Consider the following 20,422-nt stretch of genomic DNA (forward strand, 5'->3'; position numbering starts at 1 on the left):
CCGCGGGGCGTTCACGCGGCTGTTTCCCACGAACGCCAGCCTGTGAGAGCGTGGATCGGCGAGCGCTTCGACGTGGAGGAGCAGGGATGAGGTGGACTGGAGCTTCCGGGGTCGTGGGGCGGTGCGCACGGGCGTGGCGGGTGACGCTTGTCGGCGCCGCGCTGATCGTGCCGCCGATCGCCGGCGCGGGCTGCGGCGACGACGCAACGAGCCCCGTCGGGGGGACCGGCGGCGCCGCCGGCACCGCCTCGGGTGGCGGCACCGGCGGCGCCACAGGCACGGGCGGCCAGGGCGGCGACGGCGGCTCGGGCGCCGCCGGCACGGGCGGCCAGGGCGGCGACGGCGGCTCGGGCGGCAGCGACACAGTGAGCGTGCAGATCCTCGCCTTCAACGACTTCCACGGCAACCTGGAGCCCCCGGCGGGCAGCAGCGGCAGGATCACGCTGCCCGACACGACGCAGGTGGACGCGGGCGGCGTCGCCTACTTCGCGTCGCGCGTCGCCGCGCTCCGCGCCACGAACCCGAACACCGTGGTGGTGTCGGCCGGAGACCTCATCGGCGCGAGCCCGCTCGTGTCGGCGCTCTTCCACGACGAGCCGACGATCGAGGCCATGAACCTCCTCGGCCTCGACATCAACGGCGTCGGCAACCACGAGTTCGACAAGGGCACCGCGGAGCTCCTCCGCATGCAGCACGGCGGGTGCAGCCCGGTCGACGGCTGCGCGGACGGCACCTTCTTCGGAGGCGCGAGCTTCCAGTTCCTCGCCGCCAACGTCGTCGTGGACACGACGACCGGCAGGACGCTCTTCCCGCGCTACGACGTCCGCGAGTTCGACGGCGTGAAGATCGCCTTCATCGGCATGACGCTCGAGGGCACGCCGTCGATCGTGACGCCCATCGGCGTCGCGGGGCTCTCGTTCATGGACGAGGTCGACACGGTGAACGCCATCGTCCCGGAGCTCCAGGCGCAGGGAATCGAGGCCATCGTGGTGGTGCTCCACGAGGGAGGGCTCCCCAGCGGCCATTTCAACGAGTGCCCGGGCCTCTCTGGCCCCCTCGTCGAGATCGCCACGAACATGGACCCCGCCGTGGACGTCATCGTCAGCGGGCACACGCACCAGGCGTACAACTGCATCCTCGACGACAAGGTCGTGACGAGCGCGGCGTCGTTCGGCCGGCTGGTCACCGACATCGATCTGGAGATCAGCCGGACCACGGGCGAGGTGACGGCGAAGACGGCGAACAACGTCGTCGTGGCGCGCGAGGACGCCGACGCGGGGGTGGACGCCCTGGTGACGCGCTACAGGGACCTCGCGGCGCCGCTGGCCAACGTGCAGATCGGCACGATCACAGCGACGCTCGATCGCGCTGTACCGCCCATGAGCTCGGGGCTGTTCGCGCTGGGCGCCGTCATCGCCGACGCCCAGCGCGCCGCCACGCGCGACGCGCGCACCGGCGGGGCCGAGATCGCCTTCATGAACCCGGGCGGCGTCCGCGCAGACCTCGGCTACGCGGCGTCGCCGGCCGAGCCCATGGACGGGGTGGTGACGTTCGGCGAGGCGTTCACGGTGCAGCCGTTCGGCAACAGCCTTGTCGTGATGACCCTGACGGGCGCGCAGATCCATACGCTGCTGGAGCAGCAGTTCCGGGTCGGCGCGATGGGAACGCCGCAGAGCGTGATCCTGCAGGTCTCGGACGGCTTCACCTACACCTACAGCCAGAGCGCGCCTGTCGACTCGAAGGTCGACATCTCCTCGATCCGGATCAACGGCGCCCCGCTCGAGCCGACGCGGACGTACAGGGTGACGGTGAACAGCTTCCTGGCGTCGGGCGGCGACGGCTTCACCGTGCTCAACGAGGGGACCGACCGCCTCGGCGGCGCCCTGGATCTCGACGCCCTGCGGGACTACTTCGCGGCGAACTCGCCCGTCTCGCCGCCCCCGCTCGACCGGATCACGATCGTGCCCTGAGCGGAGGCTCGCCTCCGGCGTGCCCGGAGCGGTGCTCGGTTGCTTCGGGGAAGAAGAGAGATTTGAACCACAGAGGCACAGAGGGCACAGAGGGAGAGAAAGAGAGGGAGAGAGAACAGCTCATCATCTCTCTTCTCTTTCTCTCTCTTCCTCTGTGCCCTCTGTGCCTCTGTGGTTAATTTCTTCTCTTCCTAATCGCTCACGGTGTCACCGCGCTACGGCCGCGGAGGCCATACCATCCGCTGTGCCGCGACCGCGGGCGAGCGGTGGATGACAGGGGACGACGCGAAGGACGCGGCCGCCGGGCCGCCGCCGGCCGCGGCGCGCTTCGGCCACCAGTCCATGCTGAGGTGGATGTGGTGATGGTGATACGGCCACCCGGAGCCGTAGGCCATCCGGTCCGAGAAGCTCGCGAGCTCGGCGTCGGTGATCCTCCGCGGATCGCGCGCCGGAAGGGCGTTCAGCCTGGCCGCCGTCTTCGAGAGGAACGGCGCGAGGATCTTGTCCACGCCGATGACGCGCGTGCGGGGCGAGCGGAACAGCCTGGCCATGAAGAACGCCTGGCGCTCGAGATCGACGATGTGATTCCGCTTCGCCGCCGAGGAGCAGTACCCGTCCTCGTGCTTCGACCCGTCTCCGCAGATGATCTCTCCGTCGTTCGAGCCGTCCGTCTGGAAATACGCGATGTCGATATTGCCGCCCTGATCGTGCGTCGACTCGGGGTGGCGCGGATCGCCGATGTCGTACCCGGGCGTGACGCCGTCGATCTGGCAGACGTCGATCAGCGAGAGCGGCGTCGTGCCGGGGAACGCGCCCAGCGTCTCCGACAGCGCGTCGCGGACGAGCATGATGAGCTCGCGCCGAGCAAAACGGTAGTTGCTGAAGGTCTCCCAGACATACCCGCCGCCGACGACCGAGTCGTCAGGGTCGGGGAACGGGAACGGCAAGAGCCCGCTGCCGCCGTCGCCGAAGCCGGCGCAGTCGTCGAACGAGAAGCCGGCGCTCACGCAGCTCGGGCCGTCGACGTAAGGATACGAGGTCACGTCCAGCCGGTAGGTGTTCTGCGCGCCCTCGTGGCCGACGACCCGGACGAGGTACTCGGCGCCGCCTCGCTCGGAGTAGAACCCGTACGCCTCGATGTCCGTCTCCTGATCACGGTACGAGTACGGGTACTGCTCGCCGTAGCGCGACCCGAGCAGGCGGCCCTCGCCGTCATAGGCCACCAGATCGAGGTCCCCGGCGGGGTCGCTGAGCTGGATGCCCACGCGGACGATCGTCCCCTCCGGCACCACGATCCTGAACCAGTCCTCGTCCCCCTCGCACACGGTGAGCCCCTCCGTGACGCCCGCGGGCGCGCTCACCGCGGCTCCCGGAGCATCGTTGGGCTCGAGCACGTCACCCCCGGATTCGCAGGCGGACACGTCCTTGCGGCACACGCCGTCGTCGCACCGCTCGCCCTCCGGACACCACCCGGAGGGGACGTCCGGTGAGCACGCGACGTCGTCGGACACGCACAGCTCCCCGAGGCAGGTCGTGCCCGCCGGGCAGGTCGCGGCGGCGTCGCAGCCCGCGAAGCAGGCAGGGCTGCTCGCGCCGTCGACGACGTGACAGACGTAGCCAGGCCGGCAGTCGAGATCGCTGCCGCAGGTGTTCATGCACACGGGCGCGCCGCCCGCCGCCGCCGGGAAGCAGCCCGCCTCCGGGCCGCACTCGTCGTCGCTCGCGCAGTCGAACGCGAGGCAATAGCCCTCGACCCAGCCGTTCGGCTCCGCCGTGCTCGCGTCGCTGTAGCAGGTCGCGCCGCGCAGCGAGCACGCCTCCGCCGTCTCGCAGGCCGCGCCCACGTCCCCGGCGCCCACCGAGTCCTCCGCGCACGCCACGCCGCAGGCCGGGTTGCACCCCTCCCCGCGCCGCGGGGAGCAAAGGCCATGACGGCTCTCCACGCCCTCGCAGGTCGCGGGATCGTAGACGGGATAACACACCCCCGTGTCCGTCAGGATATCCGTGTTGAAGCAGCGGGATCCGGGCGCGCACCCCTCTTCGCTGTTCGGCGCCGCACACAGCCCCTCCGCGCGCTGCATGCAGATGCCGAGCACGCAGAGGGCCCCCGCGCCGTCGCAGTCCGCGTCACAGCCGCAGCTCGCCCCGATCGGCTTGACCTTCGGGCCCGCCGCGTCGCCGCGCAGGACGCTGTCGACCGGTAACGCCGCCAGCCAGGGGCCGTGATCACACCCTTCCAGAGAGCCCATGAGCGCCGGCACAACCACGAAGAGCCATCGCCATCGTCGTTCCATGTCACCTTGCCTGTCGAGGGGTGCGAGACCGCACGCGGCGAGCGTTCTAGTCCCAGGCGAGGACCGGTTGGCGATCGAAAGGAGCAGAGGGTCACGCAGGATACCCCGCGCGATCATATTTCCACCTTCTCAGCGGCGTTGTTCGACGCGCACGGTGGGGGTGCCTACTCGACGAGAGGCCGGCTCACGTCCACCGCGACGCGCTCGTTGCGATCACCATCGCGCAGCCTCGTCACGAGGTGACGCCCCTGGCCGAGCGGGGCGCCTACTCGTACTTCTGGCTGACGCGGAACGAGCCGAGCGAGCGCACGCCTGTCGCGTGCTGCTGGAGGAGCGCGAGCGCTTCCTGGAAGGCTGGCTCGCTGGTGCTGCCCTCGCACTCGACGAGGAAGAGGTACTCCTCCGGGCTGTCCGGCAGCGCGCGCGAGACGATGCGCGTGAGGTTGATATGGTGTCTGCCGAGCGCGGACAGCGCCGAGACAAGGGCCCCGGGGCGGTGGTCCAGCCCGAACAGGAGCAGCGTCCGCCCGCCCGAGGTCGGCGGCTCCTCGGCCCTGCCGACGATGAAGAAGCGCGTGATGTTCTCGCCCTTCACCCCGAGCTTCGGCACGAGGACCTCGAGCTTGTAGATCGCCGCCGCGCCCTTGTTGCCGATCGCCCAGGCCTCGCCGTCCTGCGCCGCGCGCTCGACGGCCTCGGCGGTGCTCTCCGCCTCGAGGATCTGCGCGTCAGGGTAGCTCTGGCGCAGCCAGTCGCCGCAGTGCTTGAGCGGGACGAAGTGAGAATAGATGCGCTTCGGCGTCACGCCCCTCCTGCCGAGGAGCGACAGCGTGACGTGCAGCGAGAGCTCCTCGCACACGACCAGCGCCGCGCCGGTGCCCTCGCGGCGGATGAGCTGATCGACTGTGTCGTAGATCGGGCCGCCCACCGCGTTCTCGATCGGCACGACGCCGTAGGTCGCCGCGCCGGCGGCCACGGCGTCGAACACCTCCGAGATGGTGCGCCGGGGCGCGAGGTCCGCGCTCTGCCCGAACCGCCGGGAAGCGACCTCGTGGCTGAACGTCCCGGGCCGCCCGAAGTAGGCGACCAGCGGGCGCGGCGCCGCGGCCTCCCCCGCGCCGCCCGCCGCCGCGGCCGCCGCCTCGTCGCGGCGCGCCGCCCCCGGATCCCCCGCGTCAGTCGACATGGGCGGTGACCGCCTCGCCAGGGCCCCTGCGGACCAGCGGGGCGCCGATCCGCCGGGAGGCCGGCGTCCTTCGAAGGAGCGTGTGCATCGAGCGCGGCCTGTCTACCGGCGCGATGCGGTGGCGTCCAGCGGGGAAAGCGGCCGCGTCCGCGCGGGCGAGCCCCTCCCCGGCGCGCCGCGAACGGCAGCGCCCGAGGCGCCCGCGGCCAGCACCGGGAGAGGAACGATCGTTACATCGCCAGCACGATCGTCGAACGACGCTTTCTCCCACGATTCAGCCTTGATGCGCGCAACACGCGCTGTCGAGGACACAGCCGACACCGACCACCTTTGACTACATTATCTCACTCACAAGGCTGAATTCCGCCTGGGATCGCTTCGGCCACGTTTTGCAAGTTTCGTTTCTTGTGATAACGATCGTTACGCGATGCCGGGCACGGGGCATGGAAGCGACGGTGCACAGCCGCCGAACAACAGGGAAAAGGCTTTTTGGCGGATCTTCAACAAGAAAACGATCGTGCTCGTGCGGCGCTGGCTGCGCCTGCTGGGGGTGCCGCGCCGGGATCGCCGGGACGTCGCCCAGAACGTGATGCTCGCGGCGCACGAGAGCTTCGGGAACTACGATCCGGCGCGCGGGCCGCCTGACCGCTGGCTGAACAGGATCGCTGTCCACACCGCGTCCCACTACGCCGAGCGCGCGCGGCGCCGGGTGGAGGAGCCGCTGCCGGACGACTTCGACGCGGAGCTCGAGGAGCCATCGGCAGAGGAGCAGATCATCTCGGAGTGCGATCGCCTGTTTGCGCTCTCGGTGCTCCGGGAGATCGACGGAGAGCTCGGCGCGGTCCTCATGGCGCACGACATCGAGGGCGTCCCGATGGCGGACTTCGCGAGCCAGTCGGGAATCCCGCTCTCGACGGCCTACAAGCGGCGGACGCGGGCGCTCAGCGCCTTTCAGCTCCTCGCCGCGCAGCGGCTCGCGTCGATGGACGGGGCCGAGGTCCGGAACGGCGCCCGCCCGGCGGCGGTATCCAGTGGCCCGCCGGCGCTCGTCTTGCTGTCCTCGCTGTCCGCGCGCCCGTGAGCGCCCAGCGGATCATCGCACGGGGCGCCGGCTCGACGACGAGGGCGCCCCGCTCCGCGGCCCGCGCTCGTCCGGCCGCGGCCGGGAGCGCGGCCGCGCGCGATCCGGATCATCGTTGATGAGCGCGAGGATGGCCTGCTTCTTCGGCGAGTCTTCCGGCTCGATCAGGAGGAAGAGGAGCGCCTCCTGGAGCGCCTCGGGCGCGCGGTCGAAGCGATCGGCGACGACCGCGGAGACCGGGCTCCGCCCGTCGCCGGGAAGGAGGAGTCGAGCATCGCAGTTGAGCCCCTGTGCGATGAGCGCCAGCGCCCCGAGCCCGAGGTCGCGCTCGCCGCGCTCGACCTGCCGCAGGTAGGTCGCAGAGAGGCGCGCCTTCTCGGCGAATTCGGCGTAGCTGAGCCCGTGCAGCAGCCGGAGCACGCGAATGGCCCGGCCGACCTCCCTGGGAAGCGTATCGCCCATGACCGGCGCAGCCTATCAACTCCCGCCGCGGCCAGAAAAGGACGATCGCACCTTTCTCTCGGCGTCGCGCGGCGCCGCGCGGGCGCGCGCTCACGCCGGTGCGCGTTACTTACTATAACTGATTCAGCTCCTCCACGAGCGCCCGGGAGTGCGAGTTCTCGCGCTTTCTGGAACGCCATGTTGGTACGGAAGGACGCGCGGGGCGCGCCGGGCCGCGTGTGGCGCGGCGTCGGCTCGCGTCCGAGCCGCGCTCGGTCTGGGCCCTTGCAACCGCGCAACGCTTTTGCCATTGCTGGCGAGCCATGTACCTCGACGTGCGCTGTCTCGATGGCGTGTCTCGGCCCCTGGAGCCACGGCGGGGGCGTCGATGATCCGTCTGGAGCTCTCAGGAGAGCACACCCGGCTGCACTCGTCCCTGTGCAGCCAGTGCCCGCAAGGCCCCGCGGGCTGCTGCGTCAGCCCGCCAGAGCTCGACTGGACCGACATCGGCCGCATCGTCTCCCTGGGCGGTCGCGGCTGGCTGCTCGAGCAGATCGCCGCCGGCAACCTGCTCCCCGTGAGCCGCGGGCTCGAGCTCCGGCGCGTGCGGAGACGAGAGGATCGCGCGGCCCCGCGGCGCTCGAAGTGCGTCTATCACGGCCCGCGCGGCTGCACCGTCCCCGCCGAGCGGCGGGCCGCGACATGCAACTACTTCCTCTGCGAGGACGCCTTCGCCGAGCGCGCGGACGGCCAGGCAGATCCGGCCTCCGGCGCGGGTCGCCGGGCGCACGCCCTGCTCCGGGAGGTCTACGGCCGCTGGGACCGCGAGCTCACCGGGGCGGTCGCCGGCCGACCGGAAGGGCCGTCGTGGGACGCGGCGTTCCTCGACTGGCTGGGCGCGGAGTTCGAGCGGCTCTCGAGCGCGGGCGAGCTCGCGGCGCTCGCCGCGCCCGGCTAGCGCGCCCCGCGACGCCGGTCACAGCATCGCGACGGGATCCACGTCGATGATCACGCGCGCGTTCCGGTCGAGGCCGTCCCGCAGGAGCCCGGCCAGCGCCGCGAGCGTCCCCCGGAGCGGGCCGCGCTCGCGGGCGCGGAGGAGCACCCGGAACCGGTACCTCCCCCGCAGGCGCGCGATCGGCGCCGCCGACGGCCCGAGCACCTCGACGCGCCGCGCGAGCCCCTCCGGGCAGGTGCGGGCGTGGGCCGCCAGCTTCGCCGCGGCGCCGCGGCCCACGTCCTCGTCGACGGCGTCGACCCGGAGCAGCGCGAGGCGCGTGGCCGGCGGATAGCCCACCTCCTCGCGATCGCGGATCTCCCGCTCGAGGAAGCCGGGCACGTCGTGCGCCGCGGCGAACGCGATCGCCGGGTGCTCGGGGTTGCGCGTCTGGATGAGCACCCGGCCCGGGCGATCGCGCCGGCCCGCGCGCCCCGCCACCTGCACGAGGAGCTGGAAGCCGCGCTCCGCCGCGCGGAAATCGGGCAGCCCCAGCGCGGCGTCGGCGTTCACCACGCCGACCAGGGTCACGTTGGGCAGGTCGTGCCCCTTGGTGACCATCTGCGTGCCGACCAGGATGTCGATCTTGCCCTCGCGCATGCGCGCGAGGATCGCCTGCGACCTGTCCTTGCCCGCGACGTCGCGGTCGAGGCGCGCCACGCGCGCCTCCGGGAACGACGCGGCGATCGTCGCCTCGAGCCGCTCGGTGCCGAGGCCCTCCAGCAGCAGCGACCGCGAGCCGCACGCCGCGCAGCGATCCGGCAGCGGCCCCGCGTAGTCGCAGTAATGGCAGCGCAGCCGCCCCCCCTGCGGCCGCTCGTCGAGCGAGCCCGCCGCGGGCGCGCCGGCCGCCGGCGGCGCCGCTGTCGCCCCGGCCGGCGGAGGCGCGACCGCGCCCGCCGCGATCGACCCGGCCGGCGCGTCGCGGCGCCGGCCGCGGTGGTACGTCAGCGCGACCGAGCAGGCGTCGCACGTCGTCAGCGTCCCGCACGAGCCGCAGACGACGCTCGGCGCGAAGCCGCGGCGGTTCAGAAACAGGATCGCCTGCTCCTTCGCCGCGAGCGTCCGCTCGAGCGCGCGGTGCAGCGGCAGGGAGATCAGCGGATCGCCCGAGGGGCCGGCGCCAAAACGACGGAGATCGACGAGCGTGACCTCGGGGAGGCTGGCCTCGCGGTGCGCGCGGTCCGGCAGGCGCAGCTCGGTGAGCTTGCCGCGGCGCACGAGCGCGACCGACTCGATCGAGGGCGTCGCGGAGCCGAGGACGCACACGGCGCCGGCGCGGTGGGCGCGGAGCAGCGCCATGTCGCGCGCGTTGTAGCGCACGCCCTCCTCCTGCTTGAACGAGCCGTCGTGCTCCTCGTCGACGAGGATGAGGCCGAGGTCCGGCACCGGCGCGAACAGGGCGGAGCGCGCCCCGATGGCGACGCGCACGTTGCCGCCGTGCAGGCTCGACCACATCGCGTGGCGGTCGGCGTCGCTGAGGCCGCTGTGCAGCACGGCGAGCGCATCGCCGAAGCGGGCGCGGAAGCGCGCGACGAGCTGCGGGGTGAGGGCAATCTCCGGCACCATCACGAGGGCGCCGCGGCCCCGCTCGAGGCAGCTCTTGATGGCGCGCAGGTACACCTCCGTCTTGCCGGAGCCGGTCACGCCGAAGAGGAGGAACGCGCTCGGCCCGGCGGGCCGCGGCTCGCGCGGGGCGCCGGCGCGCGGCTCCCCTTCCCCGGCGGTCACCGCGAGCGCCGCGAGCGCCGCGTCGATGCGCTCGGCGGCCTCGGCCTGCGCCGCGTTGAGCTCGGGGGGCACGTCGCGCGCCTCGGCGAGGCGGAAGAACGGGTCGCGCGGCGGCTCGCGCTCGTCGAGGGCGACGAGGCCCCGCTCGGCGAGCTTCTTGAGGGCGCTGCGCGCGTTGCCGAAGCGCTCCTCGAGCCGCGCGACCGGCTGCTCGCCGCCCGCGCGGAGCACCGCGAGCAGGGCGGCGGCCTGCCCGCGGAGCGTGCCGGGCTCCTCGATCGCGTCCGTCGCCCGCGCGAAGGCGACCTTGCGGCCGCCCACCTGCTTGGCCCGGCCGAGGTCGAGGACGCCGTCGAGCTCCCCCTGGGCCTTGAGCGCCCGCACCTGCTCGCGCTCGATCGCCGGCAGCGCCAGGCGGAGCACCTCGCCGATCGGCGCGAAGTAGTAGGCGGCGAGCTCTTGCAGGAACGAGAGCAGCTCGGCCGGCAGCGCCGGGCGCGCGTCGACGAGCGCCGTGAGCGGCTTGATCCTGGACGGATCGATCGCCGTGCTGCGCTCGCTCACGGAGAGCACGACGCCGAGCAGCTTGCGCCGGTGGAACTCGCAGAGCACCCGCGCCCCCGGCCGCACCTCGGCGGCGAGCGCGGCGGGGACCTCGTAGGTGAAGGCCTGCGAGAGCGGGACGGGCACCGCGACGTCGGCGAGGAGGGGCATTCGCTCCGGGAGGGCCGCGCTCGGCGCGGCACGGGCGAGATACCAGAGAACGCCGCGCGGGACGAGGAACGACGAGGAACGCTAGGTGCGCTCGCGCCGGCGCGCCTCGCTGCGCGGGATAGAGCGGCAAAAAAAAGCGCCGCCGGGGCCTCGGGGGGGGGAAGGCCGCGCCGGCAGCGCTGCCAGGACAGAGAGCACCGTCCGTGCCATCCGTGATGTTCGCGATCGGAACGTATTTCGCTCCAGATGCGGTGTTCCTTGGTTTCGAATCTGAAATCTCGGCATCCCCACCCTTGCAGAAGCGAAGTGCGCCGCCCTTGTCAGCGCGCGCCGCGCGGCGATGGGAGCGCCCGGGCCGCTCGCGCTGGGTCCGCTGATTGCTCCTGCGTCAGGTGAGGTTCACCCGCTGGACGTCGGCGGCGCGGGCGCAAGGAGCTGTGAATGTGCGCGAGCGACTCGCGCCTTCGAGGAGGGAACATGATCGGAACCGCAGTCTTGGGAGGCATCGAAGAGCAGGACTGGATCGACCGGATCGCGAACCCGCTGCAGCGCGGCATCCAGTCCGTCCTGAGGCGAGCGCCCACGGTGGCCAAGGTGCTCCACGGCAAGTTCCTCGGGCACCCGTTGCACCCGGTGCTGGTGACCATCCCCATCGGCGCCTGGTCGTGCGCGCTGGTGCTCGACTTCGCCGGCATCGGCCGGCGCAAGCTCCACCGGGGAGCGGACGCGAGCGCGGCGATCGGCCTCGCCGGGGCGGCGGCGGCGGCGGTCGCCGGGCTCGCCGACTGGAGCACCACGCTCGGGTCGGCGAAGCGGGTCGGCTTCGTCCACGGCGCCATGAACCTGGCGATCGCCGGCCTGTACGGCGCCTCGCTGGCCTCGCGGGCGGTCGGGCTGCGGTCCCTCGGGATCGCGCTCTCGACAGCGGGGTTCGGCCTCGCGGGCGCGAGCGGCTGGCTCGGCGGCGAGCTCATCTATCACTACGGCGTGGGCGTCGGCAACGACGCGTGCGAGCGAAGGTCGGAGACGCAGATCCCCGTGCCGGAAGCGCCGATCGCCGAGCCCTCGTGAGGGGTCGGCTAGCGCGCCGCGAGGTAACAGCCGGCGATGCAGAGCGCGACGAGGACGAACAGCAGCGCGCAGTGAAGCAGCAGCGGCGCGAGCGCGCGCTGCGGCGGGAGCGCGACAGGGCGCTGCGCCCTGGCCCACGGTGACGGCGGCGCGGCCGCGGACCTCGCGGCGGGCCTCGCGCGCGGCGCGCGGGCCGCCAGGGGCGCCGGCGCGGCCGCCGCCGCCATCGCGCCCGGCGTGGCGGCCGCTGTCGCGACCGGCTCGAGCACCGCGGGCGGACCGAGCTCCAGCGCCCGCACCGCGCGCTCGCGCGCCCGGCGGGCGGCGACCATCTCCGCGCCGAAGTTGTCGCGCAGCCACGCGCCGAAGCGCAGCGGGCTCGCTGTCAGCTCGGCCGCCGCCGCGTACGCGGCGACGTCCCGCAGCATCGCCGCCGCGCTCGGGTAGCGATCGTCGGGCGCCACCGCGAGCGCCCGCGCCACGATCGCGTGGAGCGCCTCCTCCTCCGGGAGCCCGCGCTCCACGAGCGGCGGGATCTCCGCGCGCCGGGCGAGATCGAGCAGCTCGCCGCGCGCCTCCTCCTTCGAGAGCGACGCGCCGGGGCCCGCGCTGTACATCCGCCGGCCGGCGAGCAGCTCCCAGAGCAGGACGCCGGTCGTGAAGAGGTCGGACCGCGCGTCGAGCGGCTCGCCGCGGGCCTGCTCCGGGCTCATGTAGCCGGCCTTGCCCTGCAGCGCCTCGTCCAGCGCCCCCCCGCTGCGCTCGTGCGCGCGGGCGATGCCGAAGTCGCAGAGCTTGATCTCGCCCTCGAAGCTCAGCAGCACGTTCGACGGCGAGACGTCGCGGTGCACGACGCCCTTGCGGTGGGCGTAGGCGAGCGCCTGCAGCGCCTCGACGACGATCAGCAGCGAGAACGCGACCGGGAGCTTCACCTTCTGGCGCGCGCAGCGGCGGAGCAGCTCGCGCAGGTCGAAGCCCTCGACGTACTCCATGGCGATGAACAGCGCGCCGTCCTCGCGGCCGAGGTCCTCGACCTGCACGATGGACGCGTGCCGCAGCCCCGCGGCGAGCCGGGCCTCGCTCGCGAGCATCTCCACGAAGCGCGGGTCGTGCGCGAACCTCGGGGCGACCTCCTTGATGGCGACGAGGCGCGCGGCGCCGAGGTCGGTGCGCACCCGCGCCAGGTAGAGGTCGGCCATCCCTCCCTGGCCGATGTGGTCGAACAGCGTGTAGCGGCCCAGTCGGCACGGCAGCATCCGCCCGATCCCCCGCTCCCGCGCCGCCCGACCCCCGCCGGAGGGCGACCCGCAGCGGGCGGGCTCGTCGCGGCCGGGGCCGAGGGCGAGCGGCGGCAGGCCAGAAGGCGGGTACGGGAGGGTGCCTCCGCGACGCACATCGAGGCGATCGATCTGCACGCGCCCTCGTCGCAGACTTCGCCGGGACGGGCCAACTAAGCAGCCGCCCGACCCCCGGCCCGGACGGCCCCCGGCTCGCGCGGCGCCGGCGCGCCGAGCGCGTGCAGCGCGCGCGGCGACGGGCTACATCCGGCGCATGACGTTCAGCGCAGGCTGGGGCCCGTCGTTCGCCGGGTCGTTCATCCGCATCGTCGACGACAGGGGGCGCAAGCACGAGTGGCGGACCCCGCCCCGGCGCATCGTCTCGCTCGTCCCGAGCGACACCTACTCGCTCGTCCGGCTCGGCGCGGGCGACCGCCTCGTCGGCCGCACCCGCTACTGCGTCGCGCCCGCGGAGGGCGTCGACGACATCGAGCCCGTCGGCGGCACCAAGGACGCCGACGTCGACCGGATCGTCGCGCTCGACCCCGAGGTCGTCGTCGCGAACCAGGAGGAGAACAGCAAGCGCGACATCGAGCGCCTCGACGCGGCGGGCCTCCGGGTGCTCGTCTCGTTCCCGAGGCGCGTCGCGGACGGCGTCGCGCACCTCGCCCGGCTGGCGCGCCTGCTCGGCCACTCCGCGGCGCCCGCGCGCCCCGCGGCGGCGGCGGCGGAGGACGGCGCCCCGGGGGCGGCCGCGCGCGAGCTTGTCGCGACCGCCTACCGCGCCCACGCCGCGGCCGAGGCGCGGCGCCGCGAGCGCCCGCCGGTCCGCGCCTTCATCCCGATCTGGATGGACCCGCTGATGACCGTGCACGGCGACACGTTCATCTCCGACATGCTCGACCTCGCCGGCGCGCAGAACGTCTTCGAGGATCGGCCGCGGCGCTACCCGCTCGCCGCCGACCTGGGCAAGGCGCCGGCGCTCCCGCCCGAGCGCGTCCAGGGCCGCGACCTCCGCTACCCCCGCGTGACCCTCGAGGAGGTGATCGCCAGCGCCCCGGACATCGTGCTGCTGCCCGACGAGCCGCACGCCTTCACCGACGCCGACGCGGCAATATTTCGCTCCCTCGATATCCCCGCCGCCCGGCGCGGCCACGTGATCCGGTGCGATGGCAAGGACCTCATGTGGTATGGGGCGAGGGCGCTCGAGGGGCTCAGTCGGCTCCGCGAGCTCATCGACGCCGCCCGTCCCTGATGCATCGCCATCGTCTGTTCAGGGGGTCCGCGGCCGCATTCGAGCGCCGCGCCGCCGGCGCAAGCCCCTCCTCGCCACGCCGCAGTTGGGGTAGGACCGTACGATGACGTGGACACGGGAGACATTGCGGGCAGAGATCATCCAGCTCCTGGAAGGACACACGGCCGGCGAGGTGAAGATCGAGGAGTCGAGCCATCTGGTCGCCGACCTCAGCCTCGACTCGCTGGGGGTGATGGAGATCGTCGCGGACATGGAGGATAAGTTCGACCTCTCCATCCCCGACGACATGTTGCGCGAGGTCGACACGGTCGCCGACGTCGTCAAGGCCATCGAGCTCCGGCTCAAGAACGAAGGAAGGCTCTCGGGATGACGTCTGTTTGGAAAGCGCGGACGGTCGCACAGGCGATCGAGGACGCAGCGGCGAGCACGAAGACGGGCTATCGCTTCATCGAGGAGTCGAGCGAGAACGAGCCGTTCTTCACGCACGGCGGCGTCGAGCGGGCGAGCGCGCGCCTCGGCGGCGCGCTCCAGGCGCTCGGGCTCCAGAAGGGCGATCGCGTCGCGTTGATCCTGCCGGACAACGCCGACTTCATCTTCGCCTTCCTGGGCGCGATCCGCGCCGGCGTCGTCCCGGTGCCCATCTACCCGCCGACCGGCCTCGGCAAGCTGACCGGCTACCTCGAGAACACCCTGCACATCGTCGCGAAGAGCGGCGCCAAGGTCCTGCTCACGACCGCCGAGATCAAGCGCATGCTCGGCACGATCCAGGCGCAGGCGCCGGAGCTCCAGCAGGTCGTGGCGGTGGAGGGCATCCGCGGCTCCCGCGAGGAGCTCAGGCCCGTGAAGGTCGAGCTCGACGACGTGTGCTTCCTCCAGTTCACGAGCGGCTCGACGTCGCGCCCGAAGGGCGTGGTGCTCACGCACGCGAACCTGGCGGCGAACGTGCGGGCGATCGTGGAGCTCGGCCTCGGGGTGCGCGGGTCGGTGGACACCGGCGTGTCGTGGCTGCCGCTCTACCACGACATGGGGCTCATCGGCTTCGTGATCGCGCCGCTCTACTACGTCAACACGGTGTCATTCCTGCCTCCGCTGCTGTTCCTGAAGCGGCCGGTGCGCTGGCTGGAGACGATCACGCGCCACCGGGGCAACGTGTCGTTCGGCCCGAACTTCGCCTATGCGCTCTGCGTGAAGCGGATCCGGGAGCAGGACATGGCGGGGCTGGATCTCTCGACGTGGCGGGTGGCCGGCTGCGGCGCCGAGCCGATCCGGGCGGACAACCTGCGCGCGTTCGCGGAGAAGTTCGCGCCGGTCGGGTTCGACGAGAAGGCGTTCGTCTGCTCGTACGGGATGGCCGAGAGCACGCTGGCTGTGTCGTTCAGCGCGCTCGGGACCGGGCTGCAGACCGACTCGGTCGACGGCGAGACGCTCTGGAAGGAGGGCAAGGCGGTGCCCGTCCCGGCCGACAGCGACGGCGCGTCGGCGCTCGTGCAGTGCGGGTCGGCGTTCGAGGGGCACGAGATCGCTGTGTTCGCGTCGGACGACGCGGAGAGCGCGCGCCCGCTCGGCGATCGCGAGGTCGGGGAGCTCAGGCTGCGGGGCCCGAGCGTGATGCCCGGGTACTTCAATGATCCGGACATGACGAAGGAGGCGTTCGCGGGCGGGTGGCTGCGGACGGGGGACCTCGGGTATCTGGCGGAGGGCAAGGTCTATATCTGCGGGCGCTCGAAGGAGGTCATCATCGTCAACGGGCGCAACTACTACCCGCAGGACCTCGAGTGGGAGGCGAGCCGCGTCTCCGGGGTGCGGAAGGGCAACGTCATCGCGTTCGGGACGATGAAGCCGCACAACGACCGCGAGCGGGTGGTGATCGCCTTCGAGACGGGGGCGTCGGACGAGCAGGAGAAGCAGGCGCTGAAGGGCGAGGTGCGCCGCGTTGTGCAGCAGGCCATGGGGCTCACCGTCGACGACGTGGTGGCCGTCGGGATGGGCGTGCTGCCGAAGACGTCGAGCGGGAAGCTCCAGCGGAGCAAGACGCGGGAGCTCTACGAGAACGGGGAGCTCCTGATCCGCAGCTCGTCGCGCGACGGGGACCGGCTGGACGCGGCCAAGGAGTTCGCCAAGAGCCAGATCAACTACTTCCGCCACGCGATCTTCCGCGGGCGCGGGGGGTGATCCGGGCGGGGGGGTCCGGGACGCAGGGGCTGCCGGGGGGGCAGCGAGCGCCAGCGGCGCGCGCGAAGGCGTAGCCGCTGGTGCGGGGGGCCGTTATCGTCGGCGGCCGGAGGGCGATCCATGCCTGCCTGGCTCAATCAGCTTCTGCCGATCCTTCTGCTGCTCGCGGCCATCGCGGTCGTCATGCGGCGGCTGCCGAAGATCGACCTCGGACACTCGGCTGAGTTCCGGCGGAGGCGGTTCTTCAACTGGTTTCCGCTCGGGCTCACCTACGCCTTCCTCTACATGGGGCGGTACAACTTCTCCGCCAACGCGTCGGCGCTCGACGCGATGCACCTCGTCAGCAAGCAGGAGTTCGGGAACATCGACGGCTGGGGCTCGGCCGTCTACGGGGTCGCCTTCCTGCTGAACGGGCCGCTCACCGACCGGTGGGGCGGGCGCGTCACCATCCTCCTCGCCGCGGGCGGGTCCGCGCTCATGAACGCGCTCATGGGCACGGCGGTCCGCTTCGCCCAGGAGGGGCAGCTCGGGCACGACGCGGCCATCACCGCGATGACGGTGCTGTTCGCGGGCAACATGTACTTCCAGAGCTTCGGCGCCGTATCCATCGTCAAGGTGAACGCGCCGTGGTTCCACGTCCGCGAGCGCGGGATGCTCGGCGGCGTCTTCGGTATCCTGATCTCGCTGGGGCTCTATTTCGCGTACGACTGGAGCCGGTTCATCGCGAAGGTCCTGCCGATGCCGTGGGTCTTCCACGTCCCCGCCCTGCTGCTGCTCGGGTTCGCGGCGCTCGACTTCTTCGTCATCCGCGACACGCCGGGCCACGCCGGATTCAAGGACTTCGACACGGCCGACGCCTCGTCGGGCGACACGGGCGAGCAGCTCGGCCCCGTCGAGGTCGCGAGGCGCATGTTCTCGCAAAAGGTCATCTGGATCATCGTCGCCATCGAGTTCTGCAGCGGCTTCCTCCGCAACGCGGTGATGAAGTGGTACCTCATCTTCGCGGACAAGACGGGGCTCAAGGGCTTCGTGTCGACGCACTGGGGCGTGCTCCTCTGCATCGCCGGCATCCTCGGCGGCGTCTTCGCCGGCTTCATCTCCGATCACGTCTTCGAGTCGCGCCGCGGACCGGTGGCCTCGGTGCTGTACGGGGGCCTCGTGCTCGGCGCGGTGATCGTCCTCTTCACGCTGAGCCTCCCCATCGCGGGGTGGACCGTCGTGTTCATGTCCCTCTGCGTCATCGGCGTCCACGGCATGCTCTCCGGGACCGCGAGCATGGACTTCGGCGGAAAGAAGAACGCCGGCGTCGCGACCGGCATCATCGACGGCTTCGTCTACCTGGGCACGGCAGCGCAGTCGTTCCTCTACGCGAGCATCCTGCCCTCGGGCGACGCGGCGAAGGACCCGGCAAACTGGATGCCATGGCCCGTCGCCATGCTCCCCGTCGCCCTCGTCGGCTTCGCGCTGGCGACCCGCGTCTGGAACGCGAGGCCGCAGCGGCACGTCGCGGCGCACTGACGCGCAGCGCAGCAGCCAGGGTGGCGCCTGAGCCGCGCCGTCGCCCCCGAAGAGACAAATTGGCGTGAAGGGCCGCTCCCCCTGGAGGCATCAACCTGTCGAAGGGATCACTTCGGACAGCAGGTGCCAATTGCTCGTGGAGCTCAACGGACGGCCAGCTCGCTCCCCCGAAGGTGGGACAATCCCCCACCTGCTCGAGGATCTCGTGCTCCCTGCGGACATCTCTGCCCCGTCCGGCCCAGGGCGCCTGGCTCCCCGGAACGTGCTGCTCACGGGGGCGACCGGCTTCATCGGCGCCCAGCTGCTGCACGACCTGCTGGGGCTCCGCGACGTACGCGTGTTCTGCCTCATCCGCAGCGCCAGCGCGCCGGAGGCCGTGCGCCGGGTGCAGGCCAACCTGAGGCACCACGGGCTGTGGGACGAGTCCCTCGTGCCCCGGATCGTCCCTGTCGTGGGCGACCTGAGCCAGCCGGGGCTCGGCCTCCCGCCGGAGGTGCTCGACGGGCTGGCGCAGACCCTCGACACCCTCGTGCACAGCGGCGCGCTGGTGAACCTGCTGAACGATTACGAGGCCCATCGCGCCGTGAACGTGGCAGGCACCGTCGAGCTCCTCCGGCTCGCCAGCCGCGGGCGGCCCAAGAGCCTTCATCACCTCTCGACGCTCAGCGTCTTTCCCGAGTCCGCCCGCGCGCGCGCCGCGGGCAAGATCCCCGAGGACGCGGAGCCGTCGGAGGCGTCGCTCCCGACCGACGGCTACAGCCAGTCCAAGTGGGTGGCCGAGAGGCTCCTTTCTCAGGGCCGCAGTCGAGGCATCCCCGTCACGCTCTACCGGCTCGGCGAGGTCATGCCGCACTCGGGCAAGGGCACCCCGAACCCGCGAGGGCTCGCCGACGTGCTGCTGCAGGCCTGCCTCCGGCTGGGCCTGTCCTTCGAGAGCTCCATCCGGCTCGACTACACGCCGGTGGACCACGTGAGCCGCTTCGTCGTCGAGGTGCTGCGCAGCAACAGCGCGCGAGGCGGCTGCTTCCACGTGCTCCAGCCGGAGAGCATCTCCTTCGACGACATCCTGGCGACCTTCGCGCGGCGCGGGCTCGGCTTGCGCAAGGTGCCCTACGCCGAGTTCTGGCAGGCGCTGACGGAGAGGGTCGCGCGCTATCCGACAGAGAAGGGCCTGGCGAGCCTGGTGGCGCTCTTGCCCGTGCCGCTCGGCGCGGGGGACGACCCCGGGGACAGGCGCGCCGAGGACGCGCTCGCGGCGCTGTTCACGGACGCGACGCGCCACTACGCCCTGGAGAGGACCACGCAGGCGCTGAACGACATGGCCCTCCGCTGGCCGCCTGTCGACGCGCGCGTCCTCGGGGCGCGCGCGGAGCACCACCTCGCGGCGCTGCGCCGAGGGCTCGCTGGACAACCCTCCCCTCGGGCGGCAAGGCGTGCGAGGAGCGCCGCCGCGAGGTAGGCGCGTCGCGTCCAGGCGCCCCGAGGGCGCATGGACGCTCCGGTCCACGACACCCCGGCTCGACGGGCTCGAGCTCGCAGAGGCGCTCCCGAGCGACCGGCGGGCGGCTCTGCCGCTACAGGATGATCGGCTCGCAGTTCGTGTACTTGAGCGTCGAGATCATGAAGCTCGATCCACCGCTGCGGCGCTCCGCGAAGAAGATGTCGAGCGGGTATTCCTTGCCGACCTCGAGGCCGAGCTCGTCGGCCATCGCGTCGAGATCGAGGGTGTCGAACATCTGGCCGTGGACCCCGCCAAGATCCATCACCAGCTGGTTGTTGATGAACACCCAGATGTCGTCGTCGCCGCCGAAGGTGAAGTCGTCCCCGCCCCTGTACCTGAAGCTCATGTGGAGCTCGAACGTGAAACCGTAATTGTGGTCCCTGCCCTGATTGCCCCAGCCTTTGCCGTCGATGGGGAAGAACTCCCTGCTGGTGAAGAGGCGAAACACGTCATCGCTCACGTTGAGGGGGACGGTGAACCGGATCGCGTCGTTGACCCCCGGGACGTCCCGGAACCATTGATCGAAGTACTCGGGCCCGACGGTGAACTCCGTCGCACCCTCATGGGCGTACACCGGCTTCTGGTCAGGGCCGAGCACGCGCTCGACGATGCCTGTCAAGCCCACGCCCTCGAAGCGCTCGAAGTCCGGGTGCCCGCCGGGCGTGCCGTGCGCCTTGAAGTCGCGCACCACCCCTTCGAGCCGCGGCGCGCAGCCGGCTTGCCCGCCGCTCGAGGAGGACGCGTCCTCGGTCGATCCGCCGGCCGGCGGGAGGTCGCCGCCCAGGCCCGTCCCGGAGGAGCCGCCGCCCGTCCCGGAGGCGTCGCTCGTCCTGCCGATGAACTCGGGGATCGCGGTGCATCCGGCGAGCGCGAGCGCCGAGAGGAGGACGGCCAGCGCTGGCGGAGAGCCCTGGAAGAAAGATGCCGTCTGCGGGGCCATGTTCATCGAGATCGCCTCCTGCTCGGTGGATGCGCCATGCTCGCTCTTCCTTTGCTCAATCGTCCACGGCCGCGCTGGCGCTATATAGCAGGTCGGGTCGACTCGCGCCCGCGTGCCCACCCGGGCGCCTGGAGGATGTCAGTCCATGAGCATCGCTTCCGAGGCGCCGCCGGGCGCAGAGGCCCTGTTCAACAGCCGTGTGTTCCTGCGAGATCGTTACGAGATCCAGGTGCTACGAGCCGCCCTGAGGGGACGGTCGCCGCTCGGCGAACGA

At 72.0% G+C, this 20,422-nt stretch carries 15 protein-coding genes; 9 read left to right on the plus strand and 6 right to left on the minus strand.

Annotated features, from left to right (window positions below; genetic code table 11):
- Positions 1-86 precede the first annotated feature (86 nt).
- Complete coding sequence (locus tag WMF42_RS34810; protein WP_437687304.1) at positions 87-1,970, plus strand: bifunctional metallophosphatase/5'-nucleotidase; 1,884 nt, start codon at positions 87-89, stop codon at positions 1,968-1,970.
- 215 nt (positions 1,971-2,185) lie between these two features.
- Here the strand turns inward: WMF42_RS34810 and WMF42_RS34815 are convergent, their stop codons facing one another.
- Together WMF42_RS34815 and WMF42_RS34820 are read right to left on the minus strand one after the other, a co-directional pair.
- A complete protein-coding gene (locus WMF42_RS34815) occupies positions 2,186-4,264 on the minus strand; it encodes a PPC domain-containing protein (protein WP_155798445.1) in 2,079 nt (692 codons plus the stop codon).
- A 265-nt stretch (positions 4,265-4,529) separates the two neighbouring features.
- Positions 4,530-5,450 (minus strand): prephenate dehydratase, encoded by a 921-nt coding sequence (locus tag WMF42_RS34820; protein ID WP_061608745.1) that lies wholly within the window; start codon positions 5,448-5,450, stop codon positions 4,530-4,532.
- 427 nt (positions 5,451-5,877) lie between these two features.
- Between WMF42_RS34820 and WMF42_RS34825 the strand changes: the two genes are divergently transcribed.
- Complete coding sequence (locus WMF42_RS34825) at positions 5,878-6,531, plus strand: RNA polymerase sigma factor (protein ID WP_437687306.1); 654 nt, start codon at positions 5,878-5,880, stop codon at positions 6,529-6,531.
- 12 nt (positions 6,532-6,543) lie between these two features.
- On the opposite strand, the gene WMF42_RS34830 is transcribed toward WMF42_RS34825, so the two are convergent.
- Entirely contained in the window at positions 6,544-6,993 is a 450-nt protein-coding gene (locus WMF42_RS34830) for a helix-turn-helix domain-containing protein (RefSeq protein ID WP_061608747.1), read from the minus strand.
- A gap of 367 nt (positions 6,994-7,360) precedes the next feature.
- Here WMF42_RS34830 and WMF42_RS34835 point away from each other — a divergent pair, with 367 nt between their 5' ends.
- On the plus strand, positions 7,361-7,930 hold the full coding sequence (locus WMF42_RS34835) for a hypothetical protein (protein WP_061608748.1): 570 nt from the start codon (positions 7,361-7,363) through the stop codon (positions 7,928-7,930).
- A gap of 18 nt (positions 7,931-7,948) precedes the next feature.
- Here the strand turns inward: WMF42_RS34835 and priA are convergent, their stop codons facing one another.
- Positions 7,949-10,414, minus strand: coding sequence for a replication restart helicase PriA (gene priA, locus WMF42_RS34840; RefSeq protein WP_437687309.1), 2,466 nt, complete (start codon positions 10,412-10,414; stop codon positions 7,949-7,951).
- 477 nt (positions 10,415-10,891) lie between these two features.
- Between priA and WMF42_RS34845 the strand changes: the two genes are divergently transcribed.
- Positions 10,892-11,485 (plus strand): DUF2231 domain-containing protein, encoded by a 594-nt coding sequence (locus WMF42_RS34845; RefSeq protein ID WP_437687311.1) that lies wholly within the window; start codon positions 10,892-10,894, stop codon positions 11,483-11,485.
- Positions 11,486-11,493: 8 nt separating this feature from the next.
- On the opposite strand, the gene WMF42_RS34850 is transcribed toward WMF42_RS34845, so the two are convergent.
- Positions 11,494-12,900 (minus strand): serine/threonine-protein kinase, encoded by a 1,407-nt coding sequence (locus WMF42_RS34850; protein ID WP_437687313.1) that lies wholly within the window; start codon positions 12,898-12,900, stop codon positions 11,494-11,496.
- Between the two features lie 136 nt (positions 12,901-13,036).
- Between WMF42_RS34850 and WMF42_RS34855 the strand changes: the two genes are divergently transcribed.
- From WMF42_RS34855 to WMF42_RS34875, 5 genes are all read left to right on the plus strand, one after another.
- Positions 13,037-14,017: a helical backbone metal receptor gene (locus WMF42_RS34855; protein WP_437687315.1), complete on the plus strand. Its 981-nt coding sequence runs from the start codon at positions 13,037-13,039 to the stop codon at positions 14,015-14,017.
- A gap of 103 nt (positions 14,018-14,120) precedes the next feature.
- A complete protein-coding gene (locus WMF42_RS34860; RefSeq protein WP_012239660.1) occupies positions 14,121-14,387 on the plus strand; it encodes an acyl carrier protein in 267 nt (88 codons plus the stop codon).
- Complete coding sequence (locus WMF42_RS34865) at positions 14,384-16,189, plus strand: fatty acyl-AMP ligase (RefSeq protein ID WP_437687317.1); 1,806 nt, start codon at positions 14,384-14,386, stop codon at positions 16,187-16,189. Before WMF42_RS34860 ends, WMF42_RS34865 begins: the two co-directional genes overlap by 4 nt.
- A 120-nt stretch (positions 16,190-16,309) precedes the next feature.
- Positions 16,310-17,707, plus strand: coding sequence for an MFS transporter (locus WMF42_RS34870; protein WP_061611604.1), 1,398 nt, complete (start codon positions 16,310-16,312; stop codon positions 17,705-17,707).
- 205 nt (positions 17,708-17,912) lie between these two features.
- Positions 17,913-19,166 carry a thioester reductase domain-containing protein gene (locus tag WMF42_RS34875; RefSeq protein WP_199694100.1) on the plus strand — a complete coding sequence of 418 codons (1,254 nt, stop codon included), beginning with the start codon at positions 17,913-17,915 and terminating at the stop codon, positions 19,164-19,166.
- Positions 19,167-19,281: 115 nt separating this feature from the next.
- Here the strand turns inward: WMF42_RS34875 and WMF42_RS34880 are convergent, their stop codons facing one another.
- A complete protein-coding gene (locus tag WMF42_RS34880) occupies positions 19,282-20,154 on the minus strand; it encodes a fibro-slime domain-containing protein (protein WP_437687320.1) in 873 nt (290 codons plus the stop codon).
- Positions 20,155-20,422: the final 268 nt, after the last annotated feature.

It is taken from the genome of Sorangium sp. So ce176 (assembly GCF_051519835.1).
Classification (GTDB): Bacteria; Myxococcota_A; Polyangia; order Polyangiales; family Polyangiaceae; genus Sorangium; species Sorangium cellulosum_G.

Coding starts and splice junctions, on each gene's coding strand:
- WMF42_RS34810 (WP_437687304.1), top strand. CDS start 87: ATGAGGTGGACTGGAGCTTCCGGGGTCGTGGGGCGGTGCGCACGGGCG.
- WMF42_RS34815 (WP_155798445.1), bottom strand. CDS start 4,264: ATGGAACGACGATGGCGATGGCTCTTCGTGGTTGTGCCGGCGCTCATG.
- WMF42_RS34820 (WP_061608745.1), bottom strand. CDS start 5,450: ATGTCGACTGACGCGGGGGATCCGGGGGCGGCGCGCCGCGACGAGGCG.
- WMF42_RS34825 (WP_437687306.1), top strand. CDS start 5,878: ATGCCGGGCACGGGGCATGGAAGCGACGGTGCACAGCCGCCGAACAAC.
- WMF42_RS34830 (WP_061608747.1), bottom strand. CDS start 6,993: ATGGGCGATACGCTTCCCAGGGAGGTCGGCCGGGCCATTCGCGTGCTC.
- WMF42_RS34835 (WP_061608748.1), top strand. CDS start 7,361: ATGATCCGTCTGGAGCTCTCAGGAGAGCACACCCGGCTGCACTCGTCC.
- priA (WP_437687309.1), bottom strand. CDS start 10,414: ATGCCCCTCCTCGCCGACGTCGCGGTGCCCGTCCCGCTCTCGCAGGCC.
- WMF42_RS34845 (WP_437687311.1), top strand. CDS start 10,892: ATGATCGGAACCGCAGTCTTGGGAGGCATCGAAGAGCAGGACTGGATC.
- WMF42_RS34855 (WP_437687315.1), top strand. CDS start 13,037: ATGACGTTCAGCGCAGGCTGGGGCCCGTCGTTCGCCGGGTCGTTCATC.
- WMF42_RS34860 (WP_012239660.1), top strand. CDS start 14,121: ATGACGTGGACACGGGAGACATTGCGGGCAGAGATCATCCAGCTCCTG.
- WMF42_RS34865 (WP_437687317.1), top strand. CDS start 14,384: ATGACGTCTGTTTGGAAAGCGCGGACGGTCGCACAGGCGATCGAGGAC.
- WMF42_RS34870 (WP_061611604.1), top strand. CDS start 16,310: ATGCCTGCCTGGCTCAATCAGCTTCTGCCGATCCTTCTGCTGCTCGCG.
- WMF42_RS34880 (WP_437687320.1), bottom strand. CDS start 20,154: ATGAACATGGCCCCGCAGACGGCATCTTTCTTCCAGGGCTCTCCGCCA.